Source organism: Corynebacterium mendelii (assembly GCF_017307055.1).
Taxonomy (GTDB): domain Bacteria; phylum Actinomycetota; class Actinomycetes; order Mycobacteriales; family Mycobacteriaceae; genus Corynebacterium; species Corynebacterium mendelii.
This window is the reverse complement of the sequence record NZ_JAFLEQ010000003.1, coordinates 621,926-635,442: the sequence shown is the minus strand read 5'-3', so window position 1 is coordinate 635,442 and position 13,517 is coordinate 621,926. Positions and strand designations below refer to the sequence as shown.

Annotated in this window: 12 protein-coding genes; 2 read left to right on the top strand and 10 right to left on the bottom strand. The window is 65.2% G+C overall.

The features are described from left to right. Positions 1–113: 113 nt before the first annotated feature. The 3 genes from JZY06_RS02510 to JZY06_RS02500 all read right to left on the bottom strand — a co-directional run bounded on the left by JZY06_RS02510 (position 114) and on the right by JZY06_RS02500 (position 4,528). A complete protein-coding gene (locus tag JZY06_RS02510; RefSeq protein WP_207118206.1) occupies positions 114–950 on the bottom strand; it encodes a tRNA (adenine-N1)-methyltransferase in 837 nt (278 codons plus the stop codon). A 128-nt stretch (positions 951–1,078) separates the two neighbouring features. After that, complete coding sequence (locus tag JZY06_RS02505; protein WP_207118205.1) at positions 1,079–2,419, bottom strand: M18 family aminopeptidase; 1,341 nt, start codon at positions 2,417–2,419, stop codon at positions 1,079–1,081. 111 nt (positions 2,420–2,530) lie between these two features. Then, a complete protein-coding gene (locus JZY06_RS02500; RefSeq protein ID WP_207118204.1) occupies positions 2,531–4,528 on the bottom strand; it encodes a thioredoxin domain-containing protein in 1,998 nt (665 codons plus the stop codon). A gap of 100 nt (positions 4,529–4,628) precedes the next feature. Here JZY06_RS02500 and JZY06_RS02495 point away from each other — a divergent pair, with 100 nt between their 5' ends. Next, positions 4,629–5,534, top strand: coding sequence for a RecB family exonuclease (locus JZY06_RS02495; protein ID WP_207118203.1), 906 nt, complete (start codon positions 4,629–4,631; stop codon positions 5,532–5,534). Between the two features lie 97 nt (positions 5,535–5,631). Here the strand turns inward: JZY06_RS02495 and aspA are convergent, their stop codons facing one another. From aspA to JZY06_RS02460, 7 genes are all read right to left on the bottom strand, one after another. Then, positions 5,632–7,173 (bottom strand): aspartate ammonia-lyase, encoded by a 1,542-nt coding sequence (gene aspA, locus JZY06_RS02490; protein WP_207118202.1) that lies wholly within the window; start codon positions 7,171–7,173, stop codon positions 5,632–5,634. Positions 7,174–7,442: 269 nt separating this feature from the next. Beyond that, a complete protein-coding gene (gene hisG / locus JZY06_RS02485; RefSeq protein ID WP_207118201.1) occupies positions 7,443–8,288 on the bottom strand; it encodes an ATP phosphoribosyltransferase in 846 nt (281 codons plus the stop codon). A gap of 84 nt (positions 8,289–8,372) precedes the next feature. Further along, a complete protein-coding gene (locus JZY06_RS02480; RefSeq protein ID WP_330617037.1) occupies positions 8,373–8,636 on the bottom strand; it encodes a phosphoribosyl-ATP diphosphatase in 264 nt (87 codons plus the stop codon). Between the two features lie 31 nt (positions 8,637–8,667). Next, a complete protein-coding gene (locus JZY06_RS02475) occupies positions 8,668–9,372 on the bottom strand; it encodes an HAD family hydrolase (RefSeq protein WP_207118199.1) in 705 nt (234 codons plus the stop codon). Positions 9,373–9,437: 65 nt separating this feature from the next. Continuing rightward, a complete protein-coding gene (locus JZY06_RS02470; RefSeq protein ID WP_207118198.1) occupies positions 9,438–9,881 on the bottom strand; it encodes a hypothetical protein in 444 nt (147 codons plus the stop codon). After that, positions 9,878–11,140, bottom strand: a complete 1,263-nt coding sequence (gene mshC / locus JZY06_RS02465) for a cysteine--1-D-myo-inosityl 2-amino-2-deoxy-alpha-D-glucopyranoside ligase (protein WP_207118197.1) — start codon at positions 11,138–11,140, stop codon at positions 9,878–9,880. The genes JZY06_RS02470 and mshC overlap by 4 nt, the downstream gene beginning before the upstream one ends. A 116-nt stretch (positions 11,141–11,256) precedes the next feature. After that, positions 11,257–12,084 carry an undecaprenyl-diphosphate phosphatase gene (locus tag JZY06_RS02460; protein ID WP_207118318.1) on the bottom strand — a complete coding sequence of 276 codons (828 nt, stop codon included), beginning with the start codon at positions 12,082–12,084 and terminating at the stop codon, positions 11,257–11,259. Positions 12,085–12,337: 253 nt separating this feature from the next. On the opposite strand from JZY06_RS02460, the gene JZY06_RS02455 reads away from it, so the two are divergent. Further along, positions 12,338–13,513, top strand: a complete 1,176-nt coding sequence (locus JZY06_RS02455) for a hypothetical protein (protein ID WP_207118196.1) — start codon at positions 12,338–12,340, stop codon at positions 13,511–13,513. Positions 13,514–13,517: the final 4 nt, after the last annotated feature.

The following is a 13,517-nucleotide window of genomic DNA, read 5'->3' as shown; positions in this document are numbered from 1 at the left end:
CCGCCCGATGTCCCCGGTGCACAGGCCGCGGACAGGCTGAACACAGTTCAGTTCGATTGTTGTCTCATCCACCGGACAGCGGCAGCGGGCCGGGTGCGGGTGCCGTGGAGCAGCTATTTGCGTGCCCGCCGCTGCGGCCGGGGGGCCACCGTGCCGTCGGCCAGACGCCTGGCCCACACCAGAAAAGCGGTGTGCGCGTTCATCCGGTGCTCCGGCCGAACCGCCAGTCCCTCCACCTTCCATTCCCGCAGCAGGGTCTCCCAGCTGCGTGGCTCGGTGAAACAGCCGAGCTCCCGCAGTTTTTCCACGGTTTTCATCAGCTGCGGGACGGTGGCCACGTAGGTCATCAGCACCCCGCCGGGAATGAGCAGTTTCGAGGCGGTGTCCAGGCAGTCCCACGGCTCGACCATATCCAGGATGATCCGGTCGACCGGGCCGTCGGTGTCGTCCGGCGTGACTTCGTTGAGGTCGCCGAGCCGGAGTGTCCACCAGTCGGGGATGGTGCCGAAGTATTCCTCCACATTGTCGCGGGCGAAACCGATGTGGTCGTCGCGGATTTCCCAGGAGTAGACGTGGCCGGTCTCCCCCACGGCGCGCAAAAGAGCCATCGACAGCGCCCCGGATCCGGCCCCCGCCTCCAGCACCCGGGCGCCTTTGAAAATATCGCCCTCGATGAGAATCTGGGCGGCGTCTTTCGGGTAGATCACGGCCGCCCCGCGCGGCATCGACAGCACATGGTCGACCATCAGATGCCGGAAACACAGGTACTGCCCGCCCTGGGCGCTGGTGACGACCGTGCCTTCGTGGGAGCCGATGATGTCGTCGTGTTTGATGCCGCCTTTATGGGTGAAAAACTCCCCACCCTGTTCCAGGATGATGGTGCTGTGTCGTCGTTTGGCGTCGGTGAGCTGCACTCTGTCGCCGGGCTGGAAGGGTCCTGAATAGGCCATGGGGATTGTTGTTTTTCGATTCTCGGTGTCGGTGGGCAAAAAGCTCAGCGGGCAAAGACACACCCTCGTGCCAGCCGGCTGGCGGGGCTTTTTTAAAAAACCCCGGCCATTTAATCTAGCAAGCGATGCTACCGGCCAAGACTCAGGTATCCGGCCAGCGCGCGGCCCAGGTATCCGATATCGGCGGTGGCACACATCTCCCGGGCGGAATGCATCGACAAAATCGGCATGCCGATGTCGACGGTTTTGATTCCCAGCCGGGTGGCCGTCAGCGGACCGATGGTCGAGCCGCAGGGCATGCCGTTGTGGGAGACAAACACCTGTGAGGGGACCCCGGCGCTGCGGCAGGCCCGGCGGAACAGGGCCGCCGTTTCGGCCTCGGTGGCGTAGCGCTGGTTGGCGTTGGCTTTGATGGCGGGTCCGCGGCCCATCATCGGCCGGTTGATCGCGTCGTGGTGCCCGGCATAGTTGGGGTGCACCGAATGCGCGGCATCCGAGGACACGCAGGTTGACCGGGCGATCATGCGGGCCGTGTGTTCCCTGTCGGCCCCCAGGGCTGCGGCGGTACGGGTGATCACCTCCGACAGAATCGGCCCCTGCGCACCCAGGCGGGTGGCGGAGCCGACCTCTTCATGGTCGAAGGCCGCCAGGACCGCGATATCACCGTTGTCCGGGGTGGGGATCCCGGTGAAATCAATCTCGGTGTCCCCGGTTGTGGCGGCCGCGTGCAGCAGTGCCTGCAGGGCAGGCCACATACTGGACAGATTATCCAGCCGGGAGGCGGCCAGAAGATTGTGGTGGGCGCCGAATACCGCCGGTTTTTCCGCCAGCGCGGAGATCAAATCATGGCCGACAATCTCCCCGGCCCGGCATCCGACGATCCCGGCGATGATCTCCATGATGTCGGTGTCGGCGTCGGCGGCAATGATCGGCTGCATGTGTGTCTGCCGGTCGGGGGAAAACGAGTTGTTTTTCTCCCGGTCGAGGTGAATGCACAGATTCGCGACCCGCATCACCGGACCGGTGTCGATGGTGTGCAGTGCCCCATCGGCGGTGGCCACCACCCCGGCCAGACGCAGCTCCCGGTCGAACCAGCTGCTCAAAATGGCGCCCCCGTAGACTTCGACCGCCGCCTGGGAAAAACCGTGCTGGTTGAGGGTTCCGATGTCTTTGAGCTTCAACCCCGGCGAGTCGGTGTGGCAGCCGATGATCCGGAAAGCAGAATCCAACCCGGCATTATCCGGCACCACGAACGCCATCAGGGATCCGCCGCGCAGCAGATAATGTCCCCCGGGTGAGGCATCCCACGGTCCTTCCCCGTCGGCGGCAATGGCGGTGAAACCGGCGCGCTCCAGCAGCGCAGCGCCCTGTTCGGCCGCATGCCGCGACGACGGGGAGCTGTCGATGAAACGGGAAAAAGCCTCCACTGTGGCGGGGCTGACAGCTAACGGGTTATCAACATCAGGCATGGACCCATATCTACCACCACCGCCCGCCCCGGCCCGAAACACCTGCCCGCTGCCCGCCCCCGGTGGCCGGTGACCACCCCGCTCCGGGCCCGCGGGCGGATGGGTGCACCGCTAGTATCCGGTGCCCATAATCCGGGGGCGGCGCAGCTGTACGACCGGCTCCCCGGCAACGGCTTCGGCATCCCGCAGGCAAGCATCGGTGATCACGATTCCGCCGGTGCCTTCCGGGAAAATCAGGGCGGTGGAATCCAGCAACGCCCTGGTGTGTCTGAGGTCCCGGTCACGGCTGGCGCGCACCACCGCGTAGGTGGGGCCGGAATCAATCAGCTCCCCGACCGCCAGCCAACTGCCGGCCCGTGTCGCGTCGGCGCTGATCAGGGGCGCGTTAGCCAGAAACAGTGCCCGGGCCCTTTCGGCGAAGGTGGCGGCGAGATCGCCGTCATCGACAGCCAGCGCCGTGGCATGGGCGACCACCAGGGCTTCGGTCAGCACTGCCGCCGAAGCCGGGGTGACGCTGTCAAAGCAGCGGTGGGTTTTCAGTCCCGTTCCGGCCACCGGCTCCCGGGAATCGAAGTAGCGGCCCGGGTGCAGCGGATCGGCGTAGTCATGTTCTATGTCGGCGAGCAGTTCCACGGCCAGCTGCCAGTGGTTCCCGGTGTGCTCATTGACTTTCAGCAGCGCCAGAACCCACCACGCCAGGTCGGCCAGTGTGGCCGCCGCGCCGCCGGGTTCCCGCTTGTGCCGACGGTTGTCCGGATCGATCAGGGACAGCCCGGCGACTTCCACGGCCGCGGCGGCCGCCAGCACCGCCTGCAGGGCGGTACGCCCACCCAGCACATGGGCGGCCTCCACCATCCCGACAATGGCCTGGCCGTTGTATTCCATGACCAGGTTCTCGTCGCGGCGCGGCCCCTGTTCAGCCCGGCGGGCGGTGATCAGCACTTTGCGAATCGCGTCGAGCTGATCGGCTGACGGCGGATCGGTGGCCAGTACCGGCACACTGCCGGTATGGAATTTCGGACTCCGCGGGTGGTCGGGGATGTCGAACAGCCGGGCGGCTTTGCGCCCCATGTCCTCGCCCAGGATCCGCTTCAGCTGCGGACGATTGAGCAGGTAGCTTTTCCCCTCCACGCCGTCGGTGTGCGAATCCAGCGAGGTGGCGAACCCGCAGCCGGGAAGCTGCATCTCGGTCAGCACGAATCCGAGGGTGGCCCGCAGGGCGTGGCGCGCCATAAAGTCGCTGCCGACACTGGCGTAGGCGGCCAGGGCCCGCATCATCAGCGCCGAATCCGACAGCCGCTTCTCACACTGCGGCACCATCCAGGCGTTGTCGGCGGTGTAGTGGAAAAAACCACCCCCCACCTGGTCGTGGATCGCCCCCGTCACAATCGCGTTGAACGCCCGGCGCAGCGCCGACGACAGGCTTTCCGAACCGGTGTTTTCCACCCGCCGGGCCAGCGCCAGCAGGATGGAGGGGCGCAGGAATTTCGGTGCGCCACCGAAACCACCGTTGACCCGGTCCTCCCATTGCAGAAGACGGTTGAACCCGGCCGCGCGGACCCGCACACAGTCGTCCTCGGTGGCCGGATCACCGGTGCCGCTTGTGGCCGCATGCTCGATGAGCACCTCCCCGGCGGAGGCGGCGATATCGGTCAGGCGCTGCCGGTTGTTCTGCCAGGTGTCGGCAATCCCGGAGATCACATCGGCAAAACCCAGCCGGCCGCCGCGGGTGGCCGGCGGCAGATACGTCGAGGCGTAAAACGGTCGGCCGTCGCAGTCGGTGAACACAATCAGCGGCCAGCCGGCCGACTGCCCCAGCGCCTGGGCGGCGGCCAGATACAGCGAGTCGACATCCGGGTTCTGGTTGCGGTCGACGAGGACGCTGACCATGGTGTCGTTGATCAGCCGGGCGGTGTCATCGACGGTGAACGACTCCTGCGACATGGTCCGGCACCACTGGCAGGAGGAGTACCCGATGACGATCATCACCGGCACATCCCTTGCGCGGGCTTCCTCCAGGGCGTCGGACCCCCAGCCCCACCAGTCGATCGGGTCGTCGGCGTGATCCGCCAGAAAGGGGGACGTCGAGTTGCTCAGTCGGTCGGCCATACCACTATTGTGCCCTTTTTTCACCCTCTGTGCGGCTGCGGCGGACACTATGACCACCCGTCACCGGCCGACCGCGCACGGGCTAAAGTTACAACCCGCCATGGATTCACCCGCCAATGACCACCCCACCGACACAGTCGACTCCCGGCGGCACCGCCGCCCGGTGCGGCTGTCGGTGACCACCGCCAACGATTTCAAACAGTGCCCGCTGAAATTCCGGCTCCGCCGGATCGACGGAATCCAGCAGCCGCCGACACTTCCCCTGGTGGTCGGCATCACCGTCCACCGGGTGCTGGAAGTATTTTTGGGCAAGAAGCCCGCCGACCGGGATTTTCGCACCATCCCCCGGCTGCTCGAGGAAGCGCTGAGCCATGTTCGCGCCCGCCCGGAGGTCGACCAGTTCATCACCGACACCGGCGAAGACACCGTCCGCGAGGAGTGCCTGGCGCGCCTGCGCCAATACTGGCGGACGGAGAACCCGGCCGCCCTGACATGCCGCTCGACCACCGAGATGCCGATCACCCACGATCTGGCCGGCGGTGTCCCGGTGACCGGTTTCATCGACCGGGTCGATGATGCGGGCGGTAAGGTGAGGATCCTCGACTACAAAACCGGAAAACTGCCGAAACCCCGCTACCGCGGCGAAGCGCTGTTCCAGCTGCGTTTTTACGCCCTGGTCTACTGGCGTATCACCGGCACCATCGCCAGCCAGCTGAAACTGCTCTACCTCAAGCCGGGGGCGGCCGGTGAAATCACCGACACACCCACCAGACAGCAGCTCGAAGACACAGAACGCGACATCGAAAGGCTCTGGGCGGCGATCACCCGGGCGGGGGCGACCGGCGAATTCGTCACCCGCCGCGGCCCGCTGTGCAACTGGTGTTTCTACAAAGACACCCACTGCCCGGAATTCGGGCACACTCCCCCTGCCTATCCGGGCTGGCCGGGCGGGCAGCCGTCCACCCAGCCGCAGCTGACGGCCACACCAACCGACCCGGACCGGTAACCAGCCGCGGGGACAGGAAAACACGGCACCCGCCCGCAGCGCCTGCGGGCGGGTGCCGTGAACCAGTCTCGGACAGGGTCCGGGCGGAAAAAACCCGTCAGTTTTCCAGGTAGAGGGTGCCCCGGAAGACCGGGTGCATGAGATTTTCCTTGCTCAAGACCTGGTCGAGGGTTTTTTCATCCATCAGCTTGTGCTCCAGGACCAGCTCCCGGACGGTTTTTCCGGTGTCAGCGGCCTCTTTGCCGATCACATCGCCCCAGTGGTGGCCGATGAAGGGATTGAGAAAAGTCACGATTCCGATCGAGTTGTCCACGTAGGCCCGGCACACCTGCGGGTTGGCGGTGATCCCGGTGACGCATTTGTCGGTGAGGGTGACAACCGCATTGCGCAGGATACGCAGCGACTGGAACAGCGATTCGCCGATCACCGGTTCCATAACATTGAGCTGCAGCTGCCCCGCTTCGGCCGCCATGGTGACAGTCAGGTCGTTGCCGAAGACTTTGAAACACACCTGGTTGACGACCTCGGGGATGACGGGGTTGACTTTCGCCGGCATGATAGACGAACCGGCCTGCCGGGCCGGAAGATTGATCTCATTGAGTCCGGCCCGCGGCCCGGAGGACAACAGCCGCAGATCATTGCAGATTTTCGACAGTTTCATCGCGGCGCGTTTGACCGCCCCGTGGGCCAGCACATAGGCGCCGGTGTCGGATGTGGCCTCGATCAGATCCCGGGCGGATTTCATGTCCAGGCCGGTGACCTCGGTCAGGGAGGCCACCACCTGGTGGCGGTAGCCGGCCGGGGTGTTGACACCGGTGCCAATGGCCGTGGCCCCCAGGTTGACTTCCAGCAGCCGGTCGGCGGCGTCTTTGAGGACCTGCTGTTCTTCGGCGAGGTTGTGGGCGAAAGCCTGGAACTCCTCGCCGAGAGTCATCGGCACGGCATCCTGCAGCTGGGTGCGGCCCATCTTCAAAATGTCGATGAATTCGTGTCCCTTGTCGCTGAAGGCGGCCTGCAGCTGGTCGATGGCCGAAATAAGCTCGCCCAGGGCGTAGTAGACACCCAGCCGGAAACCGGTCGGGTAGGCGTCGTTGGTCGACTGGCTCATATTGACGTCATCGTTGGGGTTGATGATGTCGTAGGAGCCTTTCGGCTTGCCCATGTATTCCAGCGCCAGGTTGGCGATGACCTCGTTGGTGTTCATGTTCAGCGAGGTTCCGGCCCCGCCCTGGAACACATCCAGCGGGAACTGGTCCATGCAGCGGCCTTCCTCCAGAATCTGGTCGCATGCCCAGCAGATGGCCTCGCATTTGTCGGCGGGCAGGGTGTGCAGCCGCCGGTTGGCCAGCGCGGTGGCTTTTTTCACCTGCACCATGCCGCGGATGAATTCCGGCACCTGGTTGATGGTGGTGCGCGAAATCTGGAAGTTCTCGATCGCCCGCAGCGTGTGCACCCCGTAGTAGGCATCGTCGGGAACCTCCATCGTCCCGAGCAAATCCTCTTCGATGCGGTAGCCGGGACGGGCGGAATGGGCAGGGTCCGCGGTCCCCGCAGTCTTCGTCTCCCCGGCGGAGGAATCCTCTTTCGTCGCCTTCGTTGTTTTCGCGGGCTTCGTTTTGCCGGATTTCTTCTGTGCCATGGTGGTCACTGTCCTCACATTGTCAAAAAATAAAAGGGTGTGAAAATCAAACTTCACCCGCCCGGGCAACAACACCGGCAGGCCGTACCACCCGAGTGTAGTAACCGGCGGGCAATCCACCACCCCGCTTTCCACCCCATCACAGGGGCATTTCCCTCTGGTGGGGCCGCCCCATCGACCAGGCGCACATGACATAAGGGGGCCGCACCGGAAAATACCGGTGCGGCCCCACACGAACCCGTGCCCGCAGGATTTTTCAGCTGCGGGTGTTACAGGCGGGCGATACGGATTTCGGAGGCCAAGATCGCCTCGCCGCCGATCGCCGCGATCTGGTCCATGATGTGGTTGGCGTCGACCCGCGGCACCATGGCGCGTACCGCCACCCAGTCAGCCAGGGCCAGGGGGCTGACTGTCGGGCCGGAGATACCCGGGGTGATTGCCTGGGCTTTCTCCAGGGCGTCCTTGCGGACGTTGTAGTCGAGCATGAGGTAGTCGCGGGCGTGCAAAATACCTTCGATCCTGCGCAGCAGCACCCGGCGTTCCTCGGTTTCCGGTGCCCCGGAGCGGGCCACCACAACAGCCTCGGATTCGATCAGCGGTTCCCCGAAAGGTTCCAGGCCCTGCTGGCGCAGGGTACGTCCGGTGGAGACGACATCGGCGATCGCGTCGGCGACGCCGAGTTTGATCGATATTTCCACCGCCCCGTCCAGTCTGATGACCTCAGCGGCCTGTCCCCTGGCAGCCAAATCCCGGCGCACCAGGTTCGGGTAGCTGGTGGCGATGCGGCTGCCGTCAAGATCATCGGTGGTCAGTCCGGCACCTTTGGGGGCCGCGTAGCGGAAAGTGGAGGAACCGAAACCCAGGGCCATGACCTCGGTGACATCGGCCAGCGAGTCCGCCGCCAGATCCCGGCCGGTGATTCCCAGGTCGAGCTGGCCGTTGGCGACATAGATGGCGATGTCTTTGGGGCGGAGAAAAAAGAACTCGACGCCGTTTTTCGTATCGGCGACCGTCAGCGATTTCGTATCGCCCCGGGAGGAGTAGCCGGCTTCTTTGAGGATGGCCATGGCAGTCTCCGACAGGGAGCCTTTGTTGGGTACAGCGACTTTGAGCATGGTGGGGTGTGGGTTCTTTGATGGTGGGTTGGTGGGGGAAAACGTGAAATGGCGGGCGCGCATTCCGGACAGGGCGCCGACCTGTTAAAGATGCCGGTAGATGTCCTGCGGTGACAGACCCCGGGAGATCATCATCACCTGCGACCAGTAGATCAGCTGGGAGATTTCTTCCGCCAGCTCGTCGTCGCTTTGGTATTCACCGGCCATCCACACCTCGGCGGCTTCCTCGACGACTTTCTTGCCGATGGCGTGGACACCTTTTCCGAGGGCCTCGACGGTGGCCGAACCCTCGTTGTTCGCCGCGGCTTTGGCGGCCAGTTCCGTGTACAGCGATTCGAAGTCTTTCACAGCCGCAATTGTTCCACAGCCTCTGCCGGTCTCACCCACGTGCCCCGCGCAACCTGGTGAACCAGTCGGTGATCTCGTCAAGACTGCTGGCCGCCAAAACCGCATTGCCCTGCGGCGGGGTGCCGGTGAGCTGACCGATGGTGGTCACTCCGTCGGCAACCGTGGTGTGTTCGTCGGCCGGCAACCCAATGACGGTGCAGCCGGCGGCGACAGCGGCAGCCATCCCGGTTGTCGAATCCTCGAACACGAGGGTGTCGGCGGCGGTGGCACCCAGCCGGGTGACAGCCTCCAGATACATATCGGGTGCGGGTTTGCCGTGGGCCACCTCGTCGCCGCAGATGGTGGTGGCAAACAACTCTTCCCCGAGGGCGTCCAGCGCCGGTTGCGCCAGCACCCGCGGGGTGTTGGTGGCCACCGCCATGGGGATGCCCGCGCGGTGGATACTGTCCAGCAGCCGGACAATGCCGTCGTCGACGTGAAGATGCTCGGCAAACAGCTGCCCCATGCGGTCGACCATCCAGGCGTACCACGTCTGCTCCAGTTCCCGGGTGGGCGTGACCGAGGCGTTGGTGGCGCACACCCGGAAGGTGTTGGAAAATGATCCGCCGATAGTCTCCTGCCGCTTCTCGGCTGTCAGCGGGGCACCCAGGTGTTCGGCCAGTTCAAAAGTGGCGATCGACCAGATCGGCTCCGAATCGACCAGGGTCCCGTCCATGTCCCAGACAATTGCATCCATCACGGCACCCCACCATAGCGGCACAATGCCGAATCCCGCAGCGCAGACCGGCCGGCCGCCGGCTTTTACAGCTCGTCGATGCCCAGCCCGCAATCATCGCCGGCGTCTGCGTCATCATCCGGATCGATGCTGAAGGTGATCGCCTCCAGGTTGTCCTCGTCGGCCCCGCAGGCGGTACCGGCGCGGCGGATGAGCTGGCGCAGCCGGGTTTCGTCGTCGTCCTCGATCAACGCCCCGTCATGTCTGCGGTTGCAGTCAATCAGTGCGTCCCACCAGCAGGCGACAGCCTGTTCGGCCGCGGCCGGATCCCCGGCCGCGCTGTCCAGGGCCGTCAGCCCCCGGTCGAGAACCTGTGCCACATCATCCACGGCCGAAGGATCGATCAGCGGCATCCAGTTGTGTTTTTCTTCCTCGCGCAGATAGGCGCCGGTGGCGAAATCCTTCAGTTCGCCGACGAATTCCTCGATGTCGGCGCCAACGGCCCGACGTGCCGGTCCAGGTGTGTTCACAGGTAAACCCCCAACAAAGATCCGAGAGCACGGCTGACGGTGTTTCCCGCCTGACTGTCCGTGCCCGTCGGCCGGGAGGTGGACGCGGTGGCCCACGCGTCAACAGCGGCCAGGGCACCGGGGGTGTCCAGGTCATCGGCCAGACGGTTTCTCAGTTCGGCCACCAGTGTATCGGCAGCCGCGGCATCACCGGCGCTGCGCGCCGCGGCGCGCCACAGTTCAAGGCGTTGACCGGCCCGGGCCACAAGCCCGTCGGAGAAATCCCGGTCACTGCGGTAGTGCCCGTCAAAGATCGCCAGCCTGATCGCCGAGGGGTCGTGCCCGGCGTCGGTGAGTTTGTGGACAAAGACCAGGTTGCCGAGCGATTTGGACATTTTTGTCCCGTCCAACCCGATCATGCCGGTGTGGGCGTAGTGGCCGGCCATCGGGGTGATGCCGGTGGCGGCTTCCACATGGGCGGCAGTGTATTCGTGGTGGGGGAAAATCAGATCGCGGCCGCCGGCCTGGACGGCGAAATGTGCGCCGAGCCGCCCGGCCGCGATGGCCGCGCATTCGATGTGCCAGCCGGGGCGCCCGGCACCGAAGGGGGCCTGCCAGAACGGTTCGCCCTCCCGGTGGCCCTTCCAGACCATCGCATCAAGCGGGTGCCGTTTGCCCGGCCGCTGCGGGTCACCGCCGCGTTCGGCCGACAATTCCAGCATGGTGTGGTTGTCGTAGCGGGATTCGTAGCCGAAATGCTCGGTTGCCTCAACCGTGCAATAAATGTCGGTGGCGCCGGTGTCCGGGTCGGTGAGACGGTAGGTCACCCCCCGGTCGATGAGGGTGCCGACCAGCTCGATGATCTCGTCGATGACGTCGGTGACGGCGACGAAATCATCCGGCGGGATCACCGACAGTGCCGCCATATCGGAGCGGAACAAATCAATTTGTTGACTGCCCAGGCTGCGCCAGTCCACCCGGTCGCGGTCGGCGCGTTCAAACAGGGGATCGTCAATGTCGGTGATGTTTTCGACGAAATGGACCCGGTAGCCGTTGTCCAGGATGAGCCGGTGCAAAACGTCGAAAGCCAGGTAGGTCGCCGCATGGCCCAGATGCGTCGCATCATAGGGGGTGATTCCGCAGACGTACAGTCCGACCGGGGTATCGGTGGTGGCGGGAAGCTCCACGGGGAAAATGCCGTCGCGGGCATGGTCGTACAGGGTCGGTGGCACCGGCGTGCCGCCAACAACATCAACAACAGGGTGCGTCCAGGTGTGCATGCCCACCAGGCTACCGGCCTGCCCGGCGCCGCTGTCCGCGCCCCCGCCGTTGCCCCGGCGGCGGGCGGGTGAGCGATTGTGCACCGCTCATGCCGCCCCCGTTTTACCCGGGTGTGTCACACGGGGCTGAGATAGCCGGTGGCCAGCAGGGCCATGACCGCCAGGCCGACCGGGATGCGGTAGGCGGCGAACCAGGCGAAGGAATGGCCGGAGACGAACTTCAGCAGCCAGGCGATGGAGGCGTAGCCCACCCCGAAAGCAATCAGGGTGCCCACCCCGAGCTGGGCGGCGCTGGCGGCCTGGCCCGCCTCCGGGGAAAACGCGTCCGGCAGGGAAAACAGTCCCGAGGCCAGCACCGCCGGGATAGCCAGAAGGAAGGAAAAACGCGCCGCGGTCGGCCGGTCAAGCCCCAACAACAGCCCGGCGGAGATGGTGCCGCCCGAGCGGGAAACCCCGGGGATCAGCGCCAGGCACTGGGCCAGCCCCATCACCACCGCGTCTTTCATGGTCAGTGCCGTCATGCCGCGTTTTTTGCTGCCGTATTTTTCCGCCGCAATGAACACGAAGGAAAACAGCACCAGCACGCTGGCGGTGATCCACATGTTGCGCAGCCCCTCACGGATGACATCCCGGCCCAGAAAACCGATCACCCCGACCGGGATGGTTCCGGCGATGACCATCCACCCCATCGCATAGTCCTGCCCCCGTTTCGAGCGGTCGGCAAGACCCGTGAACCATCCTTTGATGATCCTGATGATGTCCTTGGCGAAATACACCAACACCGCGGCTTCGGTGCCCAGCTGGACGACCGCGGTAAACGAGGCGCCGGCATCGGTGCCGAACACCAGGTCGGAGACGATGCGCAGATGCCCCGAGGAACTGACGGGCAAAAACTCGGTCAGCCCCTGCACCACCGACAGCACAATGGTCTGCGGCCAGCTCATCGCCGGTTCGGGGGAAGCGGTCTGGGCGAAAGCGTGGGAGACAGTGCCGCTAACCGCTCCCGCCCAGTCGGTGACATGCTGGGTGGCGGCGGTAACGAAGCCGGGAAGTTTCAAGTCGATCACGCGGGCCTACGCTACTACGGTTTGGTCCCCCGGTTGTCCGTGCCACGCCACCGCCCCCCGCCCGAGGGCATCCCCGGTGGGGCGGGAAAACCCCCGGGAACACCCAAACCGCATGGTAGTGTGGCTAACCGTGAAAAAACGCGCGCTCGGCACCACCATTGCACTTTTATCCCTGGCCGCCGGCACACTGGTCGGCTGCGGCCAGCAGGATACCGGCGACGGGGAGTCAATCCAGTACGGTTCTGCCACCCCGGCGGATTCCCCGGCGGCCGATCATCCGGCCGGAACCGGTTTCACACCCGGCGGTGATGTGGCCGGGACTGTCGGCGGCTACCGCACCATGGTCTCGGACGGGCACCGGTTGGCGCTCCGCGGCGAGACCGGTCTGGCCGTGGGAAGCGTGGGGCAGCTGGAAGACGGATCGGCGTTTACCACCCGGCTGGATAAGGCTTGCGGCGATGTCTCCGCCACAGTCGATCCCGCCCGACAGGCGGGTACTTTCGTTCTCGCCTGCCCCGCCGGTGCCGATGGTGCCGGTGAACCGACCGTGTATCTCATCGACGCGAAAGAGCCGTCGCTTGACCGCACCGTCACCGTCGACCATCCGGTAACCAACGCCGCTGTCCTCACCGATGGCCGGGTGGTGGCCACATCCCGCGACGACTCGACGGTCACCGTCACAGGTGCCGATGGCCGGGACACCCGGGAGATCAAGCTGGACGACAATTCCGACCGGCTGATTGCGGTACCGGTCGACGGCGGCACCGACGGGGTGGTTTCCGCTAACCGGAAGCTGAGCAAAATCGCCGGCATATCGCTTCCCCAGTCCGATGCCGCCTACCTGCGTGGCGGGCGCGGCTTCGCGGACATGCGCCCGGCCGGTGACCAGACATTCATTGTCACCGATGCGCTGGAAAATGAACTGATGGTGTTCACCATCGATCCGGTGGTCAGGCTGCACCAGACCGCCCCGGTGGATCCCTCCCCGTGGGGCTTGTTCTGGGATGCCGACCACCAGCTGGCGTGGGTGTCGTCCACCGCCGCCAACACCATTACCGGCTATTCGATTGCCGCCGGTGTCCCGGTGGCCCACGGGCAGCTGTCCGCACAGCCCAACGTCCGCGCCATCGCCGGCGCCGACGGCCATATTGTCACCGTCTCCGCTGATTCACCGGTGATCACCGTCATCGACAAAGCCGATGTCGCCCGCGCCGCCGACCAGGCCCCGGCCGACGACGGCGCCGCCACCGGCGATAAACCGGTGCACCCGAACAAACCCACCGCCACCACCACCGCCACCGAATAGAAAA